The following is a 25,811-nucleotide window of genomic DNA, read 5'->3' on the forward strand; positions in this document are numbered from 1 at the left end:
CGCATCCCGCAGCTCCCGCTGCGGGAACCCTGCTCTCACGTCGCTGAATCGGCCGACTTCTCATCGATCCATAGTCATTCGGCCTACGCCATGACCGCACGGGACAAGAACCCGCTCCAAAACTGAAGCCTCCGTTCGATTAGAAGCCCCGCTAACACCAGGGTTCCAATAAAAAAGCGGGCCGCGTTACGGCCCGCTGTATTCAGACGCCTGCCCGATGCAACGATCAGCTCGTGGTCGGGGGAGCCGAGCGCTTGCGGGCCGTACGCCGACGGGTCGTCTGACGGTTCGCCGCCGTCGCGGCGGCACGCTTTGCCGGGCGCTTGCGAGCCTCGCCCACCTCTTTTTCGGTCGAGCTCGGCTGTTGCTCCGGTTGCGGGCGTTCTGTTGTGCCGTTCAGCTGAGCCGTCAGCTGCTTGTATCCGCCGCTCGCGACGTCGGTCAGTTCCGCACGTGTACGATCGAGTAGCTTGAGCGTGGCGCGATAGGCTGCGGCCGTCTGCTTACGCCCGGCCGGAACATAACGTGATGGCCGCTGTGCAACCTTACGCAAGCCATCCCGCTTGGCTCGCCGAAACGCCGCCTGGGCCGACGTATAGATGTTCTTAGCCGCGCCGATCTCGGTGTTGGCAACCGACCGGCTGTTGTGCGTGACGATGGCCATGGCCTCGCGCTGGGTTTCGCGCCAGACCTGGCGAATCCCGCGATAGGTCTGGCCGGCCCGTTCAACACGCTGATGCAGATTCGATGCGATGTCTTGAATGATCATGGATCGGCCCTCCGGCGATCTTTGGGCTTTGTGCCCGGTTTGAGTCAGTCAACGCATGTTGCAGTGCAACATCACTGAATCTATGGGCCGGTGTCGCCCCAGTCAACGGGAGGGGGCAGGCTTTACGCCGGGTTTTGCACTGGATATATTTACAGCATGATTAAGCTCACGCCGAAGCAGCAACGTGTCTTTGATTTTATTAGAGACACCCTGAAACGCACCGGGGCCCCACCGACCCGCGCGGAGATTGCCGATGCCCTCGGATTCGCCTCCGCGAATGCCGCCCAGGCGCATTTGCAGACCCTCGCGCGCAAAGGCGTGATCGAACTCGGCTCCCGGCGCAGCCGCGGCATACGCCTGGTAGGCGCCGACGCTGATGACGACGATCCGGCCGAGGACGGCACCACCCTAGCCGTGATTGGCCGGGTGGCGGCAGGCGCACCGGTACTGGCGGTCGAAAACATCGAGCGCCGCGTGAGTATTTCGCCCGGGTTGTTTTCCGCCCCGGCCGACTATCTGCTCACGGTGCGCGGCGACAGCATGGTGGGAGCCGGCATACTCGATGGCGATCTGCTAGGGGTGAAGGCCGGTGGCGAGATTCGTAACGGCCAGATCGGCGTATTCCGGATCGATGACGAAGTCACCGTCAAACGATTCCACCGCGCTGGCAACGACGTACGGCTGCAGGCTGAAAACCCGGCCTACGAGGATATTCGCGTCGATCCCCAACGTGATTCGTTCGCCCTGGAAGGCCTTGCCGTCGGTATCGTCCGCTCGGTCTGACGCTGCCCTAGGTGTGACCTCCAAGTAGATTGTTCATCCGAGCCGCAGTCCCTGAAGCTGATGGGTGCTGAAATCCGTCAGACGTAAGGAGCGACCCGGATGAACACGCACAAGAATGCGCGCCTCACCGTTCACAGTCGACAGGTGCTGGTCCGTCGTGTGATCGAACAGGGCCTGAGACCGGTCGACGTCGCCCAGGCCATGGCCGTGAGTACTCGCACCGTCTACAAATGGCTGGCGCGCTATCGCAGCGAAGGCTGGGCCGGGTTGTCGGATCGCAGCTGTCGACCGCATCGATGCCCGCATCGGACTTCAGCCGCGCAGCAAGCGCGCATCCGCTGTCTCCGTCGCCAGCGGCGTATTTATTCGGCGATCGTGCGTCAGACCGGCGTGCCGCGCGCGACGGTCGCGCGCGTGCTCCAACGCGCCGGCCTGAATCGATTGTCGGCGCTGGAACCCTCGCCGCCCGTCCGACGCTACGAACACGACGCCCCGGGCGATCTGTTGCACCTGGATATCAAGAAAGTGAATCGTTTTGCGCGTCCCGGTCATCGCGTGACCGGCGACCGGCGCGGCAAGTCGCGGGGGGCCGGCTGGGACTACGTCCATATGGCCATCGACGATCATAGTCGGGTGGCGCATGCCACGATCTGGCCGGATGAGACGGGCGCCAGTGCGGTTCGGGCGCTGATCGCCGCGTTGCGTTACTACCGCCGCTTGGGCGTCCGGTTCAAAGCCTTACTCACCGACAATGGGGCGTGCTATCAATCCCGACGCTTTGCTAAAGCCTGTCGTCGACTTGGGCTGAAACACAAACGCACGCGGCCGTACCGGCCGCGGACCAACGGCAAAGCCGAACGCTGGATTCAGACGGCGCTACACGAATGGGCGTATGCCCATGTCTATCAGAACGCCGATGAGCGCGCCGCCTATCTGCCGTACTGGCTGCATGACTACAACTGGCATCGACCCCATGCCAGTCTGAACCATCAACCACCGATCAGCCGGCTGGGCTTATCCGTGAACAATGTGGTGGGTTTACACACCTAGGACGCCGTCGTAGCCTCCTGCCGCTGGCGCAGGAGCAGGCTGATCGCCGACACCATCGACAACACGGCCACCGCCGACGCGAAGACAACACCCGCGGTGGGCAGTCCGAAGCCGCGCGCGATCAGGCCGAGCCCGACCACGGGAATCGAGATCGCCACATAGGCCACAACGAAGAACGTCGAGGCCACCTCGGCCCGGCGTTCCACCGGGCTGGCCTCGGTGATCTCGCCCATGCCGGCCCGGAAGGATGCCCCCTGCCCGGCCCCGGCGGTCGCGCCGGCCAGAATCATCAAGGCGAGCGAACCGCTCTCGATCGCGGCGATCATGAAGCCCATGCCGACGATCAACCCGAGACAACCGAGCGGCAGCCGGGCCGCCCGCGGCAGACGCGACTGAAAGATTTGCCCGATGGTCGAGGCAATGAACAACACGAACACCACGCTGCCGGTCAGTGCATGGTTGCCGTAGCCCAGCACCTTGCCCAGAAACGCCGGCGCCACGGCCGTGAACAGGCCCATCACGGCAAAGCCCGCAAAGCCGGCGATTGCCGCCGGAATGAATACGCCGCGCACCTCGTGCGGCACGCTCGGCTTGCGTACGGACAGGCGCGGCCGGTCGGGCCGGCGCGCCGTTTCCGGCGCCAGGGCGACAATCGCGAACGCCGCCGCCACGAGCACCAGATCCATGACGAAACACAACAGCAACGGCGCTGGCGCGTATTCGGCCAATAGCCCGGCAACGAATGGTCCCAACCCCAGCCCCCCCATATTGGCCGCGGTCGCGACCAGCGTGGCCTGTTCGCGCCATTGCCGCGGCGCCATTTCGACCACGGCCACGGTCGCCGTTCCGGTAAAGATGCCGGCCGAAAACCCGGATAGCAGCCGCCCGATCAGCAACGGGATAAGCGCGCCGCCCCAGATGAAGGCAACCGCGCTAGCGGCCGAAAACACGAGGCCGAGCGCAAGCATGGGCCGACGGCCGATCTGGTCCGACCAGCTACCCGTGACGATCAGCGCCGCGATCACGCCGACGGCATAGACGGCAAAGATCACGGTGATCATCAACTCGGAAAAGCCGAGCTGGTCCTGATAGATGGGGTAGAGCGGCGTCGGCAGCGTGGTCCCCATCATGTTGATGGCGAAAGTCGCGGCCAAACCGAAAAACACGGCCGCAGCCGCGCGGGACGACAAGGTCATCGCTAGACGAAAGTCGGAATTAGACCGCTAGATTAGAGCCTGTCGCCGCGTCATGCGAATCCCGCGTCCCATATAGAGCGCGAACCGTCGAGCGCAACAGGATGATGCGATGGCTTCCACGGCGCCGGCGGTGGCAGGCGATCGCAAGCGGCCCGGTCGTTCGGCGCACTTCGCTTTCCACGCCGCGTGCGAGCCAGCCCGGCGCGACATCACGCCACGAATCGATCACCGGCTCCACGAGGGCGCCGCGATCCTTATTCTGCTCTCGGCGATGCTAAACCGTAGCCGGGGCGTACGCCGGCCACAAAAAAAGCCCGGCCGAAAGGCCGGGCTCCTGAGACTCATCCGAGTCAGCCGATTCGATCAGCTCTGCTTGAACCAAGCGTTGACTTCGTCCGGATGATCGGCGATGAACTGACTGATCGCCTTCTTGTAGCTGGTCTTGCGCGCGTTGTACATCGCACTCTGCAGCTGATCCAGCGGGATATGCATGTTGCTGAGGAAGCTGGCGACCTGCGGATAGTCCTTGGCGAAGCCCTTACGCACGACGGCGTCAATGTGCTGCGCCGAACCCAGCGTGCCCTTCGGATCTTTCAGGAAACGCAGGTGCCATTTGCCGAACATCCAGTGCGGCGTCCAGCCGGTCACCACGATCCATTCCTTGCGCTGCTCGGCACGCGCCAGAGCCGCGGTCATCGCGGCGCCGCTGGACGACACCAGACGATAATCGCCTTTCAGGCCATAGGCCTTCATGGTCTTGTGCGACAGCTGCATCAGGCCGGCACCCGGGTCGATGCCCTGGATCTTGCCGTCGAGCTTGGCCTTGACCGAATCCTTCTTCAGATCCTCGATCGAATTCAGCTTGTCCTTCGGCACATAGTCCGGAACCACCCAGCCCAGCTGGGCACCGGTGTACAGCGGGCCCAGATCGTCGACCTTGCCCTTGACCTTCTTCCAGTAGGCGGCGTGAGTATCCGGCAACCAAGCCATCAACATGCCGTCCAGGTCGCCGTTGGCCACGCCCTGATACTGCACCCCAATCGAAGCCATCTTCAGCTTGACCTTATAGTCGGTCCGCTTCTCGATCAGCGTCTTGGCCAACTTGGTCACGAACTCGGCATCCGACCAGGCGGTCCAGCCGATCGTAATGGTCTTGTCGCCGCTGGCCGCCTGGGCACTGCCGAAGCTGCCCATCGCGATGGTGGCACCGGCCACGGCGGCCGCAACAAAACCTTTCATACGCAATTTCATAGTTTCTCCCTGGTTCAAACCCTCGTTAACGATACTCGCAAGCTCAGCCGGCTCGATCAAGTCGACCCGGACTGCTGGTTATCGCCGGAAAACGTTTTCTTGAGGCGCGAGAAGAACCCGTCGCCACGCTGGCGGTTGCCGAAACTCTGGGTCAGCCGATCGAGGATGATGGCCAGAATCACAACGCCAAGACCACCTTGGAAGCCGGTGCCCAGGCGCAACTGCTGAATGCCGGCCAGTACCGGATCACCCAGGCCACCGGCACCGATCATCGAGGCGATCACCACCATCGACAGCGCCAGCATGATGGTCTGGTTGATACCCGCCATGATCGAGGGCAACGCCAACGGCAGCTCGACCCGCCACAACAGCTGGAAGCCGTTGCAGCCAAATGCCTTGCCGGCCTCGACGTTCTCGGTTGGCACGTAGCGGATGCCGATGTTCATCAGGCGCACCACCGGCGGCATAGAGAAGATCACGGTCGCGATAACGCCCGGCACGCGGCCGGTGCCGAAAAAGATCACCGCCGGAATCAGGTATACGAACGCCGGCAGCGTCTGCATAAAGTCCAGAATCGGACGAACGATGGCCTGGACGACATCGCTCTTGGCCATGAGCACGCCCAGCGGCAACCCGACGCCCAGCGCAGCCAGCGTGGCGGCCAGCACCAGGCCCAGCGTATCCATGGTTTCCGGCCACAGATCCATGCCCATGACGACGTACAGCGCGATCAGCACGAACACCATGAACTGCCAGCCGACCCGCCACAGCGCCAGAAACGCCAGCGCAATGAACACCACCGGCGCCGGCAACCAGTTGAAGAACGCAGTGAGGTTGTCCGCAACGAAGCTGATTACCGTCGAAACGATCGAGAAGAACAGCTCGAAGTGGGTCTGCATGAACGTGACGACCGCCGTGAACCAGTCGCCGATCGGTAGATTAATGACGAAATCATTCATCAGGCAGCGTCCTGTTCAGTCCGGTTGAGCGTATGCAGCAGCGTCGCGCGCGAGATGGTGCCGATATATCGGCCGTTCTCGTCGACCACCGGCACCGGATACGGGCTTTCGGCCACCGGCTCGAGCAGCTCGGTCAGCGGCGTGCTCGATTCGACGACCGGCACTCCCTCGACGAATGCGCGCTCGATGTTGCCCTCTTCGTTCTTGGACAGCTGCTCAATGCAGGCCTCAAGCGAATCCGCGCTGACCGTGCCGAGATAGCGACGGTTCCGGTCGTGCACCACGGCCGCCGGCCGGTCGTGCTTGTTGAGCCGCGACAGGGCTGCGCGCACGCTCGATCCAGCACGCTCGATCACGGTGACCTGGTCGCGACGCGCGACATCGCCCGCCGTGAAGACATGCCCGACGTTGACGTCGCGGAAGAACGAACGCACATAGTCGTTGGCCGGGCTGCGCACGATTTCTTCCGGCGTACCGACCTGCACCACCTGCCCATTCTGCATGATGGCGATCCGATCGCCCACGCGCATGGCTTCGTCGAGGTCATGGGTGATGAATACGACCGTGCGCGCCTGTTCCGACTGCAGACGCAGGAGCTCGTCCTGCATTTCCGTACGGATGAGCGGATCGAGCGCGGAGAACGCCTCGTCCATGAGCAGGATCCCGGGGTTGACCGCCAGCGCCCGCGCGAGGCCGACGCGCTGCTTCATGCCACCGGACAATTCATCGGGATAGCTGTCGGCATTGGCCTTGAGGCCGACCGCGTCGAGCGCATCGAGCGCGCGCTTTTCGCGTTCCTGCTTGCCGACACCGGCCGTGGCGAGGCCGAAGCAGGTGTTCTCTAGCACGGTCTGATGCGGCATCAGCGCAAACGACTGGAAGACCATGCTGATCTCGTGACGGCGCAGTTCGATCAACTCCTTGCGATTCATCTGGGTGATGTCGCGGCCGTTGATCTTGATCGCGCCGGCACTCGGATCGATCAGGCGATTGAGCATGCGGACCAGCGTGGACTTACCCGAACCCGACAGCCCCATGACCACGAAAATCTCGCCTTCGTTGACATCGAAGCTCGCATCCGACACACCGACTGTCATGCCGGTTTCGGCAAAGATCTGATCCTTACCCTGGCCCTTCTTGACGCGCTCTAACGCGCGCTTCGGCTGCGCCCCGAAAATCTTGTAGACATGTTCTACGGACAGTTTGGTATTCAAACGCGCCCCTCGCGCCATGTAAGTGTATTTACCCATACTAACGCAACTTCTGCACCAAACTGCAGTCCGGGCGCCTGCCCTGCCTCGCTCGCGCAACGCTTTGAGCAAGCAAGATTTTGCCAAAACCCTGTTAATACGAGGGATTAAACGTCATCTTCGTGATACAGCATTTTTTCTAAAATTTCTCGATTTCGACCAAAATATGACATATCGATTCGCGCAGTGGAGCGCGAATCCATTGACCCGTTGCATCCCCGTGGACGCGCTTCCAGTGCACGCCGGCTCAGTACGGCTCCATCGGCAACGTCAGGCACTCGATCGCAGGTATCGACACGGGGCCGTGCCGGGCGGCGCACGTCAGCCCAGCCTCGCCAGCGCCCCGGTATTACCTGCTCCGGCGTTGCAAAGCGGGACGTCAGGAGCAAGTTCGGGAACCCCGATTGCCCGCGAATTCGGGTATCGAAGGCCTGGGCAGAATTCGATGGCGCGTGGGCCAAAGGCCGTACCATCGCCGGCGCCCATCACGCGGACGCGATGTTTATGCCGGGACGCGACCCGGAGATCGGGCCCGGCACCGTCTGGCCACGCATCGAGTCGATGAGACGCACAACCGAATACCGCGAGGCACGACTAAATCCGGCCATGCGAGTCGATGCGGCTGCGGCCGCGACAAACCTCGACCGCGGTGGCCACCCGCGGAATACGCGGCATACCGTCCGGCGATCTGGCCTGGCGAAGCGAGCGACTAACCACCGAGTCGCAACAGCTTGTCGCTCCGGATCCCAACAGGATCGGTGCGTTCAGGCCTCGGGAAGGTCGACGATAGGTCGACGATAGGTCGACAAGGGAGAGAAAAAATGGTGGCCGGAGACAGAATCGAACTGCCGACACTGCGATTTTCAGTCGCATGCTCTACCAACTGAGCTATCCGGCCACACACTCGCCGTTGCGGCGAGAGGCGTATTAAACCGATACGCGCGGCTCGGGTCAACCGTTATGAACGATCGATTACGATTTCGGCGGCACGTAGTGCGTTTCCGCGATGTCGCCATTGCCGAAGAAATACTTCTCGGTCTGCTCGGCGAGGAACTCGCGCGCTTTGGGATCGGCCAGGTGTAGGCCATATTCGTTGATCAAGCGGGTCTGTTCCTGCAACCACTGCTGCCAGGCCATCATCGAAACGTTCTCGTAGATCCGCTTGCCGAGTTCTCCCGGCAACGGTTGGCGCGGCAGCCCTTCGGCTTCGTAACCGAGTTTGACGCAGTGCACGGTGCGGCTCATAAGTTCAACTTGAGTTGCGGTGAATCAAGAAGACGCACGATCGGCGCCGGCAGGCCGGGCCGTTCGTCGCGTCGATACCAAGCGAAATCGCCGTCCATGATACGAACTGTGCGGCGATACTGCACTCGTCGCGCATGCAGCGTCAGCAGGAAATGCGTGAAGCCGTGCTCGATCGGCGCCAGCGCACTCCCAGGCGCGGCCTCGATGCCGAAACGCTCGCGACAGACTTCGGCAATATCCGCGCCCGCCTCGATCTCCGGCAAGCTCCACAAACCACCCCAGATGCCGGTTGGCGGCCGTTTTTCCAGTAATAATCGACCGGCCTCGTCCTCGATCACCAGCATCGTGGTCTCGCGTTGCGGCCGAGCGCGCTTCTTGCGCGGCGCCGGGATATCGACCTGTAGCCCGTCAATACATGCCACGCAGGTCGCGGCCAGCGGACAGGCCGGGCAATTCGGCCGCCGTCGAGTACACAGCGTGGCCCCGAGGTCCATGATGGCCTGGGTGTAGTCGGTCACACGTTCGTGCGGGGTATAACGTTCGGCGAGCTGCCAGAGCGGCTTTTCGTAGGCCGCCGAGCCCGGCGCCGCGGTAATACCGGCCAAGCGTGCGATCACGCGCTTGGCGTTGCCATCGAGAATCGGCGCCCAAATGCCGAACGCCTGTGCGACGACTGCGCCGGCCGTCGAACGCCCGATGCCCGGCAGCGTCATCAGCGTCTCGACATCGCGCGGGAATACACCATCGTATTCGCCCACGACCTGTTGCGCCGCCGCATGCAGATTGCGTGCCCGGGCGTAATAGCCCAGCCCCGCCCAATGCGCCATGACGTCGTCGGACGGCGCCGCGGCCAGGGTCTCGACATCGGGGAAACGCGCCATGAACGCCTGGAAATAATCGATCACGGTCGTAACCTGAGTCTGCTGCAGCATGATCTCGGCCACCCAGACCCGATAAGGCGTCCGCGGGTGCTGCCATGGCAAATCGTGGCGACCGTGTCGGTCGAACCAGGTCAGCAAATCGTCGGCAATGGTAGCCGGCGCGCGATCCGGAATCTCGTGTTTCATGACGTCGGGGTTTGAGTCGTGGCGGCATCGTGACGGGCGAGTTGTTCGATGGCCGTGGCGGTCGCGGCCACTTGCTCGCGTAGCGCTCTCGCGATGGCCCAGGGGCCGACCAAGGGCGGCACCCAGAAATCGGGCACGATACGCGCGTTGAACTGTAATTCGGTGGCATCGGCGCCCGCCGCAGCAAAACGCCAATGCGCCTGCCCGGTCTTTAGATCGCCCCGCCCGGGCACCACGCGCATGTCGAGGCGTTTCGGCGGCGCCAGTCGGTACCGCATAACCTGGCGCACCGTCTTGCAATACCAGAGCACGCACAGCTTCATGCGCGACGACAGCTCATCGTGACCGATCAACCGCGTGGATTCGATCATCGAGGAATAATCAGGGAGCCGTTTGAAATCGGTGGCCGCAGCGTAAGCGGGGCCGAGGGGCGCGGCGACGTGGATACGCGCGGTTACGACATAGGCATGATCGTCTCGGCTCACCTTGAGATGTTCGACCGTCGCGGCCTGCGCCGCGACCGCGATCGATAACAGGACGAGCATGCCACTGAGCCGCCATCGCCGGCACGCCCGTGCAAAAGCCGTCATCGGGTGACGATCAGCGCTGGATCGTCGAACCATCGTCGGGTGACCCGGTATGGGCCGCTTTCTGTATATCGATCGAATAAGACGGCGACAGCAGTGCGCCTTGCAGATGCATGGGTACCGTCAGCCCGGCCAGCGGCGCGAGCCGCTGACCGGCATCTTGGGCGACCGCGAGCCGAAGCGTGTAGTCGAGCCGATTGTCTTTGAGGCTGTACTGACCTTCGCCGCCGCCCGTCAGCGGCCCGGCGTCGATCGTGAAGGCATCACTGCTGGCCATACCGTGATCGACCGTAAACCGGCCGCCGAGATGATCAAATTCGGTCGTACCGTTGGCGCTCGCGGCACGGGCCGACTTGCCGTGGGCCTGTTCATGCGCGGCCAACAACATGCCGACCAGATCGAAGCCGTTGATCTGGCCGTCGTTCAGCGCGAACTGGGCTGTGCCCGACAGGCTGCGCTTGAGTTGGGCGACCTGGCGACCGGTCGCATGCAGATCGATAGCGACATCGGCATTCCCCTCCAAGCGATCGCTATCGGCCACATCCTTCAGCAAAGGCTCGATCGCCACGTGGCGAAAGTGGCCGAACAGCGCGTAGGCCGGGCGTGGCCCACTGGCGTCGACCCCACCGTTCAACTTCAGCGTGCCGCCATAGATATCCGCCGTCAGCGGCGCGATACGAAGCACGCTATCGGCCGCCGAGACCTGAGCTAACGCATTGTGAATATTTAGGTTCGCGGTCGTCAGCGAGCCAATACGCAACTGGCCGCGCATACGCAAATGATGCAGCGGCGCGAGATCAAATTCCGCGGCCTTCTGGGCGGCGCCGCCGCCGGTCTGCGCCGGCTGGCTGGTTTGTGCCTGGGCAGCACTGCCGGGCGGTAGATAGCTATCCACATCCAGCGTGTCCAGGTTCAGGTCGAAGCCGTAATGCGGGTCGGCAAAATCTCGTACGTTGACCGTGCCGCTCAGCGTGCTCTTATCGAGCTTGGCGGCAATCTGCTTGAAATGGACGACATGCGCGCCGCCCTCGAACTGGGCATCGAAGCTGGCCGAGGTCAGCGCCGCAGCCGCCTGGGTCTTCGGTGGATGCAGTTCGAGTTGCTGCAGCGTCGAGCGCGGGCTGAATTCCGCCACCGTGATGCGCCCGTTGTACGCCAGCCGATCATGTAGCCCGGTGCCGTCCACGTTACCGGTTATGGTCAGCCCGTCAGCCTGCAAACTGACGTCGTCAAGACCGAAGCGGCCGGCCTCCAGATCGAGATCGCCGGACGCCCCCAGATTGGCTTCCTGCTTGCCGCCGGGCACCGCCGGGCCGCGCGCCAGCACGTTCACGCTGAGCCCGGAAAATCGATAGAAGCGATCGGCGACATTCGGCTCGATCCGCGATACCAGATGCACCGCAGCCGTCATGTGCGACCCCGGCCAACTCAGATCGCCGCCGGCTTCAAGCCGGAACGGGTGCCCGTTGCTGATCCGGCCGGTCTCGAGATCGGCGCCCTTGAGCCGATAGTGCCGATCGTGCGCATCGTCGTCGTAGCGGACGTCGGCGCGGGAAATTTCCACCGCACCGATTTTCAGAGAGGATAACGGCAGGCCGGTGTGGTGCCTGGAACGCGCGCCGTCCGGCGACGGTCGTGCCGCCGGAGCGGCCGCGGACAACCGATGTACGATGCTTTGCCAGTTGGTCTGCCCGTTCGCATTCCGGGACAGTGCGAGGTCGAGCCCACGAATATTCAGCGTGCCGAGCCGCAAATGGCCCGTGAAAAGCGGCAAGACGCGTAGCGTGACATGGCCGGCGCGAATGCGGGCCAACGGCTGGCTACCGAAACCGTCGGCATTGGCCACGGTCACCGCGCCGAACCGAATCGAAGGCCAAGGCAACAACGACAACCGGATCGGCCCGTCGATGTCCACCTCGCGCCCGATGGCGTCGGTTACCGCGGCGTCAATACGCGCCCGATACGCATCGGGATCGATCGTCACGCGCAATACGACAAGCGCCATAACGACGACCACCACGAGCGCAGCGACAGCGCCGATAACGATCTTGACCCAGGTTTTCATTCGATTATCACGCTCCGGGGGATCGTGTGTCCCAAACCCTCAACACGCTGCAGTCCGACGGCATGCAGCCCGGCCACATTGCGCGTTATTCTAGCGCCCTGTTTTTTTGCGGCCCTGCCGCCCGTACAACGAATCGGCAATCCTCATGCAGATTGAAGTCAACGGCCAGCTCCGCGAGTGTGCCGAACGCACCACGCTGTCGCAGCTGCTCAGTGAGCTCGGTTACGGCGACCAGCGCGTCGCCGTCGAACACAACGGCGAAATCGTGCCGCGCGACCAACACGGCGAAACCACGGTCGGCGCCGACGATCGCATCGAGATCGTGCACGCCATCGGCGGCGGCCAGGCCACCTCCGAGGCCGATGCCTTTACCGTAGCCGGGCGTACGTTTGCGTCGCGCCTGCTCGTCGGCACCGGCAAGTATGCCGATCTCGACGAAACCGACGCGGCCATTACCGCCTCGGGCGCCGAAATCGTCACGCTCGCCATTCGGCGTACGCCGGCACTAACCGATCCGGAAGCGCGCAAGACCCGCAACCTGCTCGACGTGGTGCCGCCGGAAAAATACACCCTGCTGCCCAACACGGCCGGCTGCTATACCGCCAAGGATGCCGTGCGTACCTGTCGCATGGCGCGCGAGCTGCTCGATGGCCATAACCTGGTCAAGCTCGAAGTCATCGGCGATGAAAAGACGCTTTATCCGGACGTCTCGGAAACACTGGTTGCCGCGCGCGAGCTGATCGCCGACGGCTTCGACGTCATGGTCTATACCAGCGACGATCCGATCGTGGCCCGTCGGCTGGAAGACATCGGCTGCTGCGCGATCATGCCGCTGGCCGGCCCGATCGGCTCCGGGCTCGGCATCCAGAATCGCTACAACGTGGTCGAGATCGTCGAGCACGCCAACGTGCCCGTGCTGGTCGACGCCGGCGTCGGCACCGCCTCCGATGCCGCGATCGCCATGGAGCTTGGCTGTGACGGCGTGCTGCTGAACACCGCCATCGCCAACGCCGATAAACCGGTTCTGATGGCCCAAGCCATGCGGCACGCCGTGATCGCTGGACGCCAGGCCTATCTGGCCGGCCGCATGCCGCGCCGTCGCTATGCGTCCGCCTCGTCGCCGATGACGAATCTGCCGTTCTGAACGCCCCAGCCCAGGAGCCCGCTGTGGACCCATCGCAGCCTGCGCATCGCCGCATCCGCAGTTTCGTCAAGCGCGAAGGCCGGCTCACGCCGGGCCAGGAGAAGAATCTCGCCGAGCTGTGGCCACGTTACGGGCTCGAGTTGCCGAGCGCGCCCATCGACTGGGCTCGTGAGTTCGGGCGCGATGCGTATCGCACGCTAGAGATCGGCTTCGGGGCCGGCGAAGTGCTGGCGGATCTCGCCATCCGGCATCCCGATGCCGATTTCATCGGCATCGAGGTCTATCGCACCGGTGTGGGCCGCTTGCTGGGCGCCATCGACGAGGCCGGCGCCACCAATACGCGCGTGTTTTCCGAGGATGCGGTGGAAGTGCTGGCTGCGGCCTTCGCGGACGATTCACTCGACGAAGTCCTGCTCTATTTCCCCGACCCATGGCCGAAAAAACGACATCACAAGCGCCGGATCGTGCAACCGGTGTTTGCCGATGAGATCGCCCGGGTATTGAAACCGGGCGGGCTGTGGCGGCTGGCCACCGACTGGGTGAACTATGCCGAACACATGCGCGAGGTGCTGGACGCCCACGGCGCGTTCGAAAACGTGGGCGATACGAATGGCTTTGTCAGCGACCCGCCACGTCGCGATACGCGCTTCGAGAACCGCGGCCGCCGGAAAGGCCATGTGGTGCACGACATGGCCTATCGACGCCGCAGCTAATCGAACAAAGCACGGTCCGCGGGCGAGAGACCATGTCGGTCACACCTAGCTCGCCTCGCTCGCCGGTTCCTCGTGCAGCACCATGCGCAGGAACTGGCGGGTCCGATCCTCGGCTGGATCGGTAAAGATCTTGGACGGCGCGCCCTGTTCCAGGATCTGGCCGTCGCAGAAGAAACAGACTCGGTCGGCCACATCCCGGGCAAACCCCATCTCGTGGGTCACGATGAGCATGGTCAGATCATGCTCTGCGGCCAGATCCTTGATGACCTGCAGTACGTCGCCGACCATTTCCGGATCCAGCGCCGAGGTGGGTTCGTCGAACAACAACAATTTCGGCCGCATGGCCATGGCCCGGGCGATCGCCACGCGCTGTTTCTGCCCGCCCGACAGCGAATTGGGATAGGCCTCCCGCTTGTCGCTCATGCCCACCCGGGCAAGCAGCTCGTCCGCGCGGGCTTCCGCCTCCTTGCGCGAGAGTTTCAGCACTTTCATCGGCGCTTCGATAATGTTGCGCAGCACTGTCATATTGGGGAACAGATTGAAGTGCTGAAACACCATGCCGACATTGCCGCGCATCTTGCGCAAGTGCTTGTCGGACGCCGGCTTCAAGTTGTTGCCCACACCCTCATGCCAAAGCGGCTCGTCGTCGATATAGACCACGCCGTCCTGGATATCCTCGAGCGTCATCAGAATACGCAGCACGGTGGACTTGCCCGAACCGGACGGGCCCATAAGCACCACCCGCTCGCCGGGTGTCAGCTCGAAGTCGAAATCCCGCAGGATGACGGTATCGCCGAAACTCTTGGTGACCTTGTCGAAGCGAACGATCGGTTTCATTTGACGGCTATCCCCGCACGCGGCAGGCGTTTTTCGATGAATTTGACGAACCCGGCGCTGATCAGCGTCAGGATCAGGAACAGAATGCCGACCATGGTGATCGGCACCATGTAGCGATAGGTGCGGTCGCCGATAATGTTGGCGACATGCAGCACTTCCATCACGGTGATCGCCGACAGAATCGGCGTGTCCTTGATGATCGACACCAGATAGTTGCCCAGCGCGGGGATGATGCGCGGGATCGCCTGCGGAATGACGATGTCGCGATAGGTCTGCCAGGTGCTCAAGTTGAGCGCCCGCGCCGCTTCCCACTGACCGTTCGGCACGGCCTGCAACCCGGCCCGATAGACCTCGGAACAATAAGCGCTGTACTGGACGCCGAGCGCGAGGATGCCTGCCTCGAGCGCCGGCAGCGTAATGCCCGTGCTCGACGGCAGGACATAGAAAATGAAGAACAGCTGGATCAGCAACGGCGTATCGCGTACGAACTCGATCACGAAGCCGACCGGCCAGGATATGAAGCGCGTGGGCGCCGAGCGCGCCAGTGCGAACACCAGCCCCAGCGTCATGGCGATGAGAAAGCCGAAGATCGTCGCGATGATGGTGATCTTCATGCCGATGAGCAGCATCGGGATAATCGACCAGGCGAACGTCCAGTCGTTGGTCAGATCCCAGGACATTCCGAACAGCATCAGCGGGCCACCTCGCGACCGGAAACCTTTTCGAAGTAACGCTCAAGCAAGCGCATCGCGCCCATGAGCACCAGTGCCATGACGAAGTAGAACAACAGCGTCAGCCCCAGGATGGTGATGGTGTCGCTCTCGAACGCGCGATTACGCAGATCGTCTGCCTGAAAGGCCAGATCCGACAGGCTGATCAGCGAGACCAGCGACGAATCCTTCAGATTCTGGATCGCGAGATTACCGAACGGCGGCATCATCTCGATGATCGACTGCGGCAGCAGAATGCGCCGCAGCGTCTGGCCCGGGGTGAAGTTCAGGGCCCGCGCGGCTTCCAGCTGCCCCTCGTCGACCGACTGCAGCGCGCCGCGCACGACCTCTGCACCATAGGCGCCGATGTTCAGAGACAGCCCGAGAATACCGGCAGCGACCGGCGAGATATGAATACCGATAAGCACGGGCAACGCGTAGTACAGCCAGAACAGCTGCACCAGCAACGACGTGCCGCGGAAAATCTGGACATAGGTCTTGGACAGCCAGCGCGCCGGGGCGAAATGCGACAACGAGCCGATGCCGGACGCAAAAGCCAGAATCGCGCCGCCGACAGTCGAGGCCAGCGTAATCCAGATCGTGACATACGCCCCTTGCAGCAGCGCATCGATGATCTGGTCGAAGGTCACTCCCATGGCAACTCCTCTGCGGAACGCCGCCCTAATAAAAGGCTGGCGTCGACGAAATCCGGCCGCCGCGAACCCACGCGACGGCCGGCATCGGATACCCGGCCGGGATTTGCCCGGTCAGGTCACGGCGGCAGTTAGCTGTCCGCCGAGCAGAGCTGCTGGGTGGTCTTGTTGAAGACCTTCTCGATCGACCCTTCGTCCAGGCCGTATTTCTTCATGGTCTGCTTCCAGCCGTCAGTCTTCTGGTAGGCGGCCAGCTTCTTGTCGAACGCCTTACGCAGAGTGTCGTTACCCTTGGCGAAGGTGAAGCCGCCCCAGCTGCGCTGCGGCTTGCCGTCGATGACCGGATCCTTGAACGGCAGCGCCTGCTCGACCCGCGAGGACTTCTTAGCGAGCATCGCAACGGTCAGCTGCGTGGCCGCATAGCCGCTGATACGGCCCGAGGTCACCGCCGAGATCGCATCGGAGTTGGCGCGCAGCGATACGATCTGGTCGCTCTTGATGCCGCTCTTCTGGGCAAAGCCGAGCTGATTGGCGCCCGAGACGATGCCGAACTTGAGGTTATGGTTCTTCACGAAGGCATCGTAGCCGTGGATATTGTCGGGGTTGCCCTTCTTCACCAGCACGCCTTCGCCGTAGGTGCTGTTCGGGATCGAGTAATCGACCTGCGAGCAGCGCTGCGGCTGGATCGCCTGGGACGCGGCCACCATATCCACACGATCGGCCTTGAGCGACGGAATCAACGAACCGAACGGGACGACCGTCCACTTGATGTGCTTGATACCCATTTCCTCGAGCACGTGCTTGGCCACGCTCGGACCCAGACCAACCGCTGTATCACCCTCCATGAAGCCATAGGGGATCTCGTTGGCGATCGCGATGCGAATCGTGCCCGATTGCTTGATCTGCTCCAGCGTACGCGCCTGGGCCGTGCCGACGGCACCGGCGACACAGGCCAGCGCAACGGCTGCACTGGCGGCCATCGACGTCAATCGCATGGATTTCATCATGTGAAGTCTCCCTCGTTGCGGTTACAGCCCGTTCGCAGCCGCCGCGATCGCACGGACATGCCGCGAGCGACCGGGCCTCGATCCGAGCCCTAAGTTCGTCTTTGACCATGCAACATCCGAGCCGGGCTTACAAATAAGACAGCGGTCGTATTTGCACCGACTCGATGCATGAAACGAAGCGATCCGGACCCAAACGCACAAGCACAAATCGGTGCATAATCAGATACCTGCGTGATACACCAATAGTCCCGAAAGAGCTCTAAAGGCGCTTTTGAATCAATCACCTGTCGATCACCTCGCCGGCCGGGATTTACTCTTTCGCCATCGGCTCTGCACGTTTTTGGTGCAGGCCTGGTCGCGCCTCGTCCAGGTCGTGCTCGACTTTGGTCGCGGGCCTCCCAGGAACGGTCTGATCAGGCGATATTTGCGCATCGATTGATAGCCTTGTCCGGACGCCTTGGGCTAACCTGTCCGGCTTGCTCCCCCAACCGATATGCTTTACGCATGGAATACCGCAAGCTCGGTCCCACAGCGCTCGAAGTCAGCGCCATCTGTCTCGGGACCATGACCTTTGGCGAACAGAACAGCGAAGCCGACGCTCACGAACAGCTCGACTACGCCCTCGATCGCGGCGTGAACTTCATCGACGCGGCCGAGATGTACCCGGTCCCGCCGCGGGCTGAAACCCAGGGCCGGACAGAGACCTATATCGGCAGCTGGCTGGCCCGCACGGGCCGGCGCGACGATGTCGTGCTGGCCACCAAGGTAACCGGCCACGCGCGCACGCCGATGGAATATCTGCGTGACGGCGAAACGCCCCGCCTGACGCCTGATCACATTCGGCGTGCGATCGAAGGCAGCCTGGCGCGCCTGCAGACCGACCATATCGATCTCTACCAGCTGCACTGGCCGGACCGGTCCACCAACACTTTCGGCAAGCGCGGCTATGTCCACGATGCCAGCGAGACGCCGGTGCCGATCGAGGAAACGCTCGGCGAACTCGCGCGCCTGGTCGACGAAGGCAAAATCCGATACGTCGGCCTGTCCAACGAAACGCCCTGGGGCGTGATGCGTTTCCTGCGCGCGGCAGAGCGTGAGTCGCTGCCGCGGGCGGTTTCCATCCAGAACCCCTACTCGCTGCTCAATCGTACGTTCGAGATCGGGCTGGCCGAGTGTTCGATTCGTGAACAGATCGGCCTGCTGGCGTATTCGCCGCTGGCCTTCGGCATGCTCTCGGGCAAGTATCTGGACGGGGCGAAACCTGAAGGCGCACGCCTGACGCGTTGGGAACGCTTCGCGCGTTACAGCGGCGAGCGCGCTGCTCAGGCGACCGCCGACTACGTGGCACTGGCCCGCGAGCACGGCCTGGATCCGGCCCAGATGGCGCTGGCTTACGTCACCAGCCGCGACTTCGTGACGTCCAACATCATCGGCGCGACCACGATGGAACAGCTGGCCTCGAACATCGACAGCGCCGAGCTGACGCTGTCGGACGAGGTACTGGCTGGCATTGAGGCGATCCACACCGACAATCCGGACCCTTCGCCTTAGTGGACCCTTCGCCCTAGGGTGTATCTCGTGACGACACGCCCTAACGACCAAGCCCACAAAAAAGCCGGTGCGATCACGCACCGGCTTTTTTTATCGGATCGTCGCGATTGGGATCAGCCGACGGCTTTCTTGGCCGCAGCGCCGGCCTCGGCAGCCGGCACGTAGCGATAGTATTCGATGCCGACATCGCGGAAATCCGGGCGATCGATATTGCCGATCCGATCGACGACGAACTCATCGCTGGCAGGCGCAGGCTCGACGTCGGCCGGGTGGCCGTCGTGCAGCGCGGCATATTGCTCCGCACTCAGATCCAGCGGCAGGCCGAGCGCCTCGGTGAAGTTAATACGAGCCGCCGCCGCTTCCCAGTTCTCGGCCACGCGCATGGGCAGCGCCTCCGCCGCGTCGCCACTGCCATAACCGAGCGCAAGCCACTGCTGCCCCCCGAGGTTGAGCGTATCGCGATGGGCCTGGGTGAAACCGGCAGCCAGCCAGGCCGGCAGCGCGGCGGTATAGAGATTGCCCAGATCCCGCATCATCTCGCTACCAAGCGAGAGCTTGCCGGCCACGAGGTTCTGCCAGAGCTCGGTCTTGCGCAAATAGCGCATCAGATCGCCGGCCAGCGGAAAGGCATCCTTGCCGGATTCGCCCGCCGCCACGCGCGAACGCATATCGGGCGCGACGTTGCGAATCTCGGCCAGCAGCGCGTGCGGATCGATGCCGGCGGCTTCGGCGTATTCGCACAGTTCGGCCCGGTTGTCGTCATCGCCGTCGGCCAGCGCGAACAGATAGGCCATCGCCCAACCGGCGGACGGCATGCGGTGATACGGCCGGTGCATGAACACCGCATCCACGGTATGGAAGTAGTCCGCACGGCGCCCGCCGCCACGACGCGCCAGCATGGCGTTGATCGCAGCCCGCGTGGCATCCACATAACAACTGGTGGAATAGCGGCCGTTGAACACCGGCAGGTCCTGCATCTGGCCATCGCTACGCTGCGGCTGACCGCGGAAGCGCGCGAACGGCTTGCGAAAGTCGACCATGCGATAGTCCGAGGCACTGCCCGAACTAGAGAGGTCGATATGCAGCAGCTTCGGCTCGGCTTCGAGCAGAATTGCTACCGCGCCGGCGCCCTGGGTCGGCTCACCGGACGAGCCGCGCTCGTATTCGGCGATATCCGAACAGACGACGATTGCCTTGCGGTCCGCGCCGTCGGTCGCCAGATAGCGCAGCGCGCCCTTGAGCGCGTACACGCCGCCGAGGCAGGCGTGCTTGTATTCGGGGACCTCGCATTCGCGCGCCATGGGCGGCAGATCGTGCGCGGCGAGCGCATCATCGAGCATGCCCTTGACGATGACCGCCCCGGCCGAATTATCACTCGAGGATTCGGTCCCCAGCGCCAGATAGCCGATCTCGCGCGGATCGATATCGTAGGCTTCGATCAGCCGCCAGACCGCATTGGCGGCGAGCGTGTACACGCTCTGCTCGGGCCCGCGCATGCGAAAGCTGCGGCCCACCACTTTGCGAACCTTGTCCCAGGGCTGGTCGTTCCACTCACACCAGTCCTCAAGATTGACACGATACGGCGGCAGATAAAGCGCCAGTCCACTGATTCCCGGCATGGTCGTTCTCGTTGTCCGGCGGCCCGCAATGCGCGCCACGTGAATATTTCGTGAGGGCTATGCTAACAAATGGTGCACAGTGCAAGGGCAATCGGGCTCGGCAGATCGATAGCGATGGCGTATCCTTTCGCGCGAAATCGTTGTTCAAAAGCTGACGGCACCCTGATTATGAGCCAAGCCACTGCGCGCGCCCACAGCAATATCGCGCTGATCAAGTACTGGGGCAAGCGCGCGGGTCCGCGCAATTTGCCGGCGGTCGGGTCGATCTCGGTCACGCTCGGCGCGCTGTATACCGACACCACCGTGGTGTTCGACGACACCCTCTCCGCGGATTGCGCCCAACTCGACGACAAGCCCGCCGATACCGCGCGGCTGACCCCGTTTCTCGACCTGGTACGCGCACGCGCCGGCATCGACACGCGCGCGTCGATCGTCTCCGCCAACAACTTCCCGACCGGGGCCGGCCTGGCCTCCTCGGCTTCGGGGTTTGCGGCGCTGTCCCTGGCGGCCACGCGCGCCGCCGGGCTCGAACTCGACGCGCGCGAGTTGTCGATCCTGTCGCGGCAGGGTTCCGGCTCGGCGGCCCGCTCGATCTTCGGCGGCTTTGCCGAAATGCATCGCGGCACGCGCGACGACGGCAGCGACGCCTTCGCCGAACCGATGCTCGAACCCGAGGACTGGCCGGTGGAGATCGTGGTCGCAATCACGGACACGGCGACCAAATCGGTGAATTCGTCGATCGGCATGAGCCATCTCGACGAGCGATCCGATTATTACCAGGCCTGGGTCGACCATTCCGAGAGCGATCTCGCCGCCATGCGCGATGCGATCGCGGCCCGCGATTTCGAAACCGTGGGCGCGCTCACGGAGATGAGCTGTCTCAAGCTGCATGGTCTGATGATGTCCACGCGCCCGGGGCTGATCTACTGGAACCCGGCGACCGTGGCCGCCATGCACGCCGTCCGGAGCCTGCGCGAGGCCGGCACGCCCGTCTATTTCACGATCGATGCCGGGCCCCAGGTCAAAGCCCTTTGCGCCCCGGGACACGGCGAAGCGGTCGCCCGCGAACTGGCCGACGTGCCCGGGGTGCTGGAAACCCGTCGCACCGCACTCGGCCCGGCCGCGCGCGTGATCGCATGAGCATGGCGGGTCCGATCGTCGCGAGCGCCCCCGGCAAGCTGTTCCTGATCGGCGAATACGCCGTGCTGGAAGGCGCGCCGGCGATCCTGAGCGCAGTCGATCGACGCGCCCGAGTGACGCTCACCGATTCAGACGACGAATACTGGCATCTCACCGCCCCCAACCTGGATATCGACGGACTGGCGCTGGGCGTCGACGGTCGCGGGCCGGCCGAGATCGACGCCAGTCTGGCCGACCGTCTACGCGTCTACCGCGCCGTGCTGGCGCGCGTCGTCGCTCATATCGACACCCCGCTGCCTCCGCTCAATGTCCATATCGATACCACCGATTTCGCGCGCGATGGGCACAAGCTCGGGCTCGGCTCCAGCGCGGCCGTGGCCGCGGCCCTGAGTCGGGCGCTGCTGGCCCGCGCGGGCGTCGAAGTTGGCCACGCCGAGCTGGCCGAACTGGCCATCGCGGCGCATCGCGACGCCCAGAACGGCACCGGAAGCGGCGGCGATGTCGCAACCGCGGTCTATGGCGGTATCATCGGCTACACGCGCGATACGGCGCCGACCCCGCTGGCCTGGCCGCCGGGGCTAAGCGGTCTAGTCGTGGTGACCGGTACCGGCGCCAGCACCACCGATCTGGTCGGCCGGGTCTACGAATACGGCAAACGAGAACCCGCCGGCTTCGCGTCCGATATCGGCCGCCTCGCCGCGCTGGCCGAGAATGCCGCGGAAGATCTCGGTCAGGCCGTGCGTTTCGTGCGACTGGCCCGTGAATTCTTCGAGGCGCTTATCGCTCTGGATCATCACGCCAAGGCCGGCATCGTCAGCGAACGCCATCATGAACTGCATGCCACGGCGGCCCGTCATGGCGCGGTCTTCAAGAGTTCCGGCGCCGGCGGCGGCGATGTCGGCCTGCTATTCACCACCCCGAATGTGGACGAAACGGCGCTACGTCGCGAGTTCGACGCCGCCGGCGCCGACATTATCGATCTCGGTTTCGCCGCGCCCGGCGTGGCGCTGGAAAACGAAACCGATTCATCCGCCGCCCCCCGAGCAACGACAGGCGAACGTGGGCTGCGCTAAACTTATGTATTACACAACGATATCGATGCGGTGTCGGTATCGTCGACCATTCGGCGCGAGGGTTCGTTTCGCATGAGTCATTCCCGCATTCCTCAGTTCTACAAATTCTCGGTCGCTGACCGCCTGCGTGCCCTGCTCGAGCGCGACGTCATCAGCGAGACGGAATACGACATGCTGGTCGACGGCACGCATCTGCTGGATGCGGACAAGGCCGACCGGCTGATCGAGAACGTGATTGGCGCCTTCGGGTTGCCGATGGGCCTGGGCCTGAACTTCCAGATCAACGACCGCGACTACCTGATCCCGATGGTGGTCGAAGAGCCGTCGATCATCGCGGCGGTATCGTCGGCGGCCAAACTGGTGCGACGCGCCGGCGGCTTTACGTCGCGCGCCGAACGGCCGATGCTCATTGGCCAGATTCAGGTCGTGAACGTACCGCATGCCGCGCACGCCAAGCAGGCCATCCTGCAGGCTCGGGAAGAGATTCTGAATCTCGCCAACAGCCTGCACCCGAACATGGTCGCCCGCGGCGGCGGCGCCCGCGACATCGAGGTGCTCACGCACGGCGCGACCGCCGAACATGGCGAGATGCTGGTGGTCCACCTGGTCGTAGATACCCGCGATGCCATGGGCGCCAACCTCGTCAACACGATGTGCGAAGGCGCGGCCCCGCTGATCGAAAAGATCTCCGGCGGCGAGGTGTTCCTGCGTATCCTGTCGAACCTCACCGACCGCGCGCTGGTCCGCGCACGCTGCGTGATTCCGCCCAGCCTGCTGGAAGCCGGCGAATATTCGGGCACCGAGGTCCGCGACGGCATCATCCTGGCGAACGAATTCGCCGAGATGGACCCGTACCGGGCGACTACGCACAACAAGGGCATCATGAACGGCATCGATGCCGTGGCCATCGCCACCGGCAACGACTGGCGCGCGATCGAGGCCGCGGCCCATGCCTACGCCGCGCGGACCGGCCGATATCGGTCGCTGACGCGCTGGACGGCCGATGATGACGGTAATCTGGTCGGCGAGCTGGAGCTGCCGCTGAAGGTTGGCACCGTCGGCGGCCAGGTCGAATCCAACCAGGCGGTCAAGATCGCGCATCGCGTGCTGGGCATCGATTCGGCGGCGGAACTGGCCGAGATCATGTGCGCGGTCGGCCTGGCGCAGAACTTCGCCGCCATCAAGGCGCTGTCGACCCACGGCATCCAGCGCGGCCACATGACGTTGCATGCGCGTAGCGTGGCCATGGCCGCCGGGGCCACCGAAGACCAGTTCGACGAGGTCGTGGATCGGCTGATCGCCGGCGGCGATATCAAGGTCTGGCGCGCGCGCGAAATTCTGGCCGAGCTCGGCGAAAACCGCAGCAAGGCCGCCCGCAGTACGACGCGCTCGGCGGAGCCGGAAGTCATTGGTCACGGCGATGCGGTCGGCGATATGGGCTACGGCAAGATCATCGTGCTCGGCGAGCATTCGGTGGTCTACGGCCGGCATGCGATCGCGGCCCCCATTCCGCTGAATGTGCGCGCCGAAGTGCGCCCACAGCCCGAACAGATCGATTTGCTGATCCCGCGCTGGGGCGTGGAAATGCGTTTTTCCGAGCCGGAGGGCAAGATCAGCTCGTTGCACGAATCGATCACGCTGATCGCCGAGCGCCTTGGCGTGGCCGATCGCGGCATGCGTATCGATGTGTTCCCGCGCGTGCCGCGGGCCAACGGCCTCGGCGCGTCCGCGGCCCTGGCCGTGGCCGTGATTCGCGCCATGGCGCGCTGTTTCGACATCAAGATGTCCGAGCGCGAGATATCGAATCTGGCGTTCGACGTCGAAAAGATCGCCCACGGCACGCCGAGCGGTATCGACAACACGTTGGCCACCTTCGGCCGGCCGATCCTGTTCCGCAAGGACAACCCGACCGCCCGTCCGGAGATCCGCGATCTGGCCACCGCGCGCCCGATCCCGGTGGTCATCGGCCTGTCCGGGGTGGCGACGCTGACCGCCCAGACCGTGGGCAATGTCCGCGCGGCCTGGCAGAAGAGCCCGTCGCGCTACGAAGCCATCTTCGACCAGATCGATGGACTGGCCCTGGCCGGCGTCGATGCGCTCGCGCGCGGCGACATCGCCGAACTGGGCGACTTGATGAATATCGATCACGGCCTGCTCAATGCGCTGCAGGTCTCGTCCTGGGAAATCGAGGAACTGGTCGAAATCGCCCGGACCCACGGCGCGCTCGGCGCGAAGCTCACCGGCGGCGGCGGCGGCGGCGCCATGATCGCAGTCGCCGAAGCCGATAAAATTCAGGATGTGGCTTCGGCGATGCGGGTCGCGGGCTACAACTCCTTCATCACGGAAATTCGCTCATGAGCACGAACATGAACGCTGGCGCCGCCGAAGTCGTCTCCTTCGACGACGAACCGTTGATCCTGGTCGACTCCGACGACAACGTACTCGGCCATATGCCCAAGGCCGAGGCACACAAAGGCGAAGGGGTACTGCACCGCGCCTTTTCGATCTTTCTGTTCAATAGCGATGGCGAGGTACTGATGCAGCAGCGCGCCGACGCCAAGCAGCTGTGGGGCGGCTTCTGGTCGAACAGCGTCTGCAGCCATCCACGGCGCGGCGAGACAGTGCCCGAGGCGGCGCAGCGGCGCCTGCGCGAGGAAATCGGCGTCGAAGCCGACGTCACCTATCTCTACAAATTCGAGTATCACGCCCAGTTCGGCGAGATCGGCGCCGAGCACGAAATGTGTTCCGTATTTGTTGCCTGTTCGGACGCCGCCGTGGCCGGCAACCCCAACGAGATCGCCGATTTCTCGTTCATGGCGCCCGATATGCTTGATGCCGAGCTGGCCGCCCACCCGGATCGCTATACGCCCTGGCTCAAGCTCGAATGGCCCCGGATTCGTGAAGCCCATTGGGCCACGGTCGAACGCCTGACGCCCGGCAACGCGCCACGCTGAGCCCATACCGGGCGCCGGGCTCGTTGCCCGGCACTACTCACTCGGCTCCCACGATATTTTCAGGGCCGCTCGGGTCGCCCACGCGCCTACGGCTAGGGCGTGTTGAGTCCGTCAACGGCCAACGCGCTGTCCTGGTCGTCAGGTTGGCAGAACGGAGCTTAAACGGCGGCGAGCTCTATGCTCATGCC

At 63.7% G+C, this 25,811-nt stretch carries 23 protein-coding genes and 1 tRNA gene; 9 read left to right on the plus strand and 15 right to left on the minus strand.

All coding sequences use genetic code 11. From position 1 onward, the window contains the following. Positions 1-226: 226 nt before the first annotated feature. The gene (locus tag C41B8_RS11520) at positions 227-769 is read right to left on the minus strand and encodes a hypothetical protein (protein WP_037338184.1); all 543 of its coding nucleotides are present in this window, start codon (positions 767-769) and stop codon (positions 227-229) included. 156 nt (positions 770-925) lie between these two features. Here C41B8_RS11520 and lexA point away from each other — a divergent pair, with 156 nt between their 5' ends. After that, a complete protein-coding gene (gene lexA, locus C41B8_RS11525; protein ID WP_037338186.1) occupies positions 926-1,552 on the plus strand; it encodes a transcriptional repressor LexA in 627 nt (208 codons plus the stop codon). A gap of 99 nt (positions 1,553-1,651) precedes the next feature. Next, entirely contained in the window at positions 1,652-2,602 is a 951-nt protein-coding gene (locus tag C41B8_RS11530; protein WP_037338188.1) for an IS481 family transposase, read from the plus strand. On the opposite strand, the gene C41B8_RS11535 is transcribed toward C41B8_RS11530, so the two are convergent. The 9 genes from C41B8_RS11535 to C41B8_RS11580 all read right to left on the minus strand — a co-directional run bounded on the left by C41B8_RS11535 (position 2,599) and on the right by C41B8_RS11580 (position 12,222). Next, a complete protein-coding gene (locus C41B8_RS11535; protein WP_037338190.1) occupies positions 2,599-3,798 on the minus strand; it encodes an MFS transporter in 1,200 nt (399 codons plus the stop codon). The genes C41B8_RS11530 and C41B8_RS11535 overlap by 4 nt on opposite strands. 363 nt (positions 3,799-4,161) lie before the next feature. After that, positions 4,162-5,049, minus strand: coding sequence for a glycine betaine ABC transporter substrate-binding protein (locus C41B8_RS11545; RefSeq protein ID WP_037338196.1), 888 nt, complete (start codon positions 5,047-5,049; stop codon positions 4,162-4,164). A 56-nt stretch (positions 5,050-5,105) separates the two neighbouring features. Next, the gene (locus C41B8_RS11550; RefSeq protein WP_037338199.1) at positions 5,106-6,008 is read right to left on the minus strand and encodes an ABC transporter permease; all 903 of its coding nucleotides are present in this window, start codon (positions 6,006-6,008) and stop codon (positions 5,106-5,108) included. Next, positions 6,008-7,222: a glycine betaine/L-proline ABC transporter ATP-binding protein ProV gene (gene proV / locus C41B8_RS11555; protein ID WP_232226049.1), complete on the minus strand. Its 1,215-nt coding sequence runs from the start codon at positions 7,220-7,222 to the stop codon at positions 6,008-6,010. Before proV ends, C41B8_RS11550 begins: the two co-directional genes overlap by 1 nt. An 858-nt stretch (positions 7,223-8,080) precedes the next feature. After that, positions 8,081-8,156, minus strand: a tRNA-Phe gene (locus C41B8_RS11560). 74 nt (positions 8,157-8,230) lie between these two features. Then, positions 8,231-8,503: an oxidative damage protection protein gene (locus C41B8_RS11565; RefSeq protein WP_037338204.1), complete on the minus strand. Its 273-nt coding sequence runs from the start codon at positions 8,501-8,503 to the stop codon at positions 8,231-8,233. Further along, positions 8,500-9,570: an A/G-specific adenine glycosylase gene (gene mutY / locus C41B8_RS11570; protein ID WP_037338207.1), complete on the minus strand. Its 1,071-nt coding sequence runs from the start codon at positions 9,568-9,570 to the stop codon at positions 8,500-8,502. Before mutY ends, C41B8_RS11565 begins: the two co-directional genes overlap by 4 nt. Continuing rightward, positions 9,567-10,115 (minus strand): SRPBCC family protein, encoded by a 549-nt coding sequence (locus C41B8_RS11575; protein ID WP_037338210.1) that lies wholly within the window; start codon positions 10,113-10,115, stop codon positions 9,567-9,569. Before C41B8_RS11575 ends, mutY begins: the two co-directional genes overlap by 4 nt. A 55-nt stretch (positions 10,116-10,170) precedes the next feature. Beyond that, the gene (locus tag C41B8_RS11580; protein WP_037338212.1) at positions 10,171-12,222 is read right to left on the minus strand and encodes an AsmA family protein; all 2,052 of its coding nucleotides are present in this window, start codon (positions 12,220-12,222) and stop codon (positions 10,171-10,173) included. A gap of 145 nt (positions 12,223-12,367) precedes the next feature. On the opposite strand from C41B8_RS11580, the gene thiS reads away from it, so the two are divergent. Together thiS and trmB are read left to right on the plus strand one after the other, a co-directional pair. Beyond that, positions 12,368-13,366, plus strand: a complete 999-nt coding sequence (thiS, locus tag C41B8_RS11585; RefSeq protein WP_037338215.1) for a sulfur carrier protein ThiS — start codon at positions 12,368-12,370, stop codon at positions 13,364-13,366. Positions 13,367-13,389: 23 nt separating this feature from the next. After that, complete coding sequence (gene trmB / locus C41B8_RS11590) at positions 13,390-14,079, plus strand: tRNA (guanosine(46)-N7)-methyltransferase TrmB (RefSeq protein ID WP_037338218.1); 690 nt, start codon at positions 13,390-13,392, stop codon at positions 14,077-14,079. Positions 14,080-14,124: 45 nt separating this feature from the next. Here trmB and ehuA read toward each other — a convergent pair whose 3' ends face one another. From ehuA to ehuB, 4 genes are all read right to left on the minus strand, one after another. Next, on the minus strand, positions 14,125-14,916 hold the full coding sequence (gene ehuA, locus C41B8_RS11595) for an ectoine/hydroxyectoine ABC transporter ATP-binding protein EhuA (protein ID WP_037338220.1): 792 nt from the start codon (positions 14,914-14,916) through the stop codon (positions 14,125-14,127). Then, the gene (ehuD, locus tag C41B8_RS11600) at positions 14,913-15,608 is read right to left on the minus strand and encodes an ectoine/hydroxyectoine ABC transporter permease subunit EhuD (RefSeq protein WP_037338223.1); all 696 of its coding nucleotides are present in this window, start codon (positions 15,606-15,608) and stop codon (positions 14,913-14,915) included. Before ehuD ends, ehuA begins: the two co-directional genes overlap by 4 nt. Continuing rightward, positions 15,608-16,282, minus strand: coding sequence for an ectoine/hydroxyectoine ABC transporter permease subunit EhuC (gene ehuC, locus C41B8_RS11605; protein WP_084188887.1), 675 nt, complete (start codon positions 16,280-16,282; stop codon positions 15,608-15,610). Before ehuC ends, ehuD begins: the two co-directional genes overlap by 1 nt. Positions 16,283-16,410: 128 nt before the next feature. Continuing rightward, the gene (ehuB, locus tag C41B8_RS11610) at positions 16,411-17,286 is read right to left on the minus strand and encodes an ectoine/hydroxyectoine ABC transporter substrate-binding protein EhuB (RefSeq protein ID WP_198025167.1); all 876 of its coding nucleotides are present in this window, start codon (positions 17,284-17,286) and stop codon (positions 16,411-16,413) included. A 504-nt stretch (positions 17,287-17,790) separates the two neighbouring features. Here ehuB and C41B8_RS11615 point away from each other — a divergent pair. After that, positions 17,791-18,837, plus strand: coding sequence for an NADP(H)-dependent aldo-keto reductase (locus C41B8_RS11615; RefSeq protein WP_037338226.1), 1,047 nt, complete (start codon positions 17,791-17,793; stop codon positions 18,835-18,837). A 113-nt stretch (positions 18,838-18,950) separates the two neighbouring features. Here C41B8_RS11615 and C41B8_RS11620 read toward each other — a convergent pair whose 3' ends face one another. Beyond that, on the minus strand, positions 18,951-20,456 hold the full coding sequence (locus tag C41B8_RS11620) for a hydroxymethylglutaryl-CoA synthase family protein (RefSeq protein ID WP_084188889.1): 1,506 nt from the start codon (positions 20,454-20,456) through the stop codon (positions 18,951-18,953). Positions 20,457-20,624: 168 nt separating this feature from the next. Between C41B8_RS11620 and mvaD the strand changes: the two genes are divergently transcribed. The 4 genes from mvaD to idi all read left to right on the plus strand — a co-directional run bounded on the left by mvaD (position 20,625) and on the right by idi (position 25,623). Then, on the plus strand, positions 20,625-21,596 hold the full coding sequence (gene mvaD / locus C41B8_RS11625) for a diphosphomevalonate decarboxylase (protein ID WP_037338229.1): 972 nt from the start codon (positions 20,625-20,627) through the stop codon (positions 21,594-21,596). Continuing rightward, positions 21,593-22,669, plus strand: a complete 1,077-nt coding sequence (locus C41B8_RS19635) for a mevalonate kinase family protein (RefSeq protein WP_084188891.1) — start codon at positions 21,593-21,595, stop codon at positions 22,667-22,669. Before mvaD ends, C41B8_RS19635 begins: the two co-directional genes overlap by 4 nt. Before the next feature lie 72 nt (positions 22,670-22,741). After that, positions 22,742-25,027 carry a hydroxymethylglutaryl-CoA reductase, degradative gene (locus tag C41B8_RS11635; protein WP_037338317.1) on the plus strand — a complete coding sequence of 762 codons (2,286 nt, stop codon included), beginning with the start codon at positions 22,742-22,744 and terminating at the stop codon, positions 25,025-25,027. After that, positions 25,024-25,623 (plus strand): isopentenyl-diphosphate Delta-isomerase, encoded by a 600-nt coding sequence (idi, locus tag C41B8_RS11640; protein ID WP_084188893.1) that lies wholly within the window; start codon positions 25,024-25,026, stop codon positions 25,621-25,623. The genes C41B8_RS11635 and idi overlap by 4 nt, the downstream gene beginning before the upstream one ends. Positions 25,624-25,811: the final 188 nt, after the last annotated feature.

It is taken from the genome of Salinisphaera hydrothermalis C41B8 (genome assembly GCF_000732535.1).
Taxonomy (GTDB): Bacteria; Pseudomonadota; Gammaproteobacteria; order Nevskiales; family Salinisphaeraceae; genus Salinisphaera; species Salinisphaera hydrothermalis.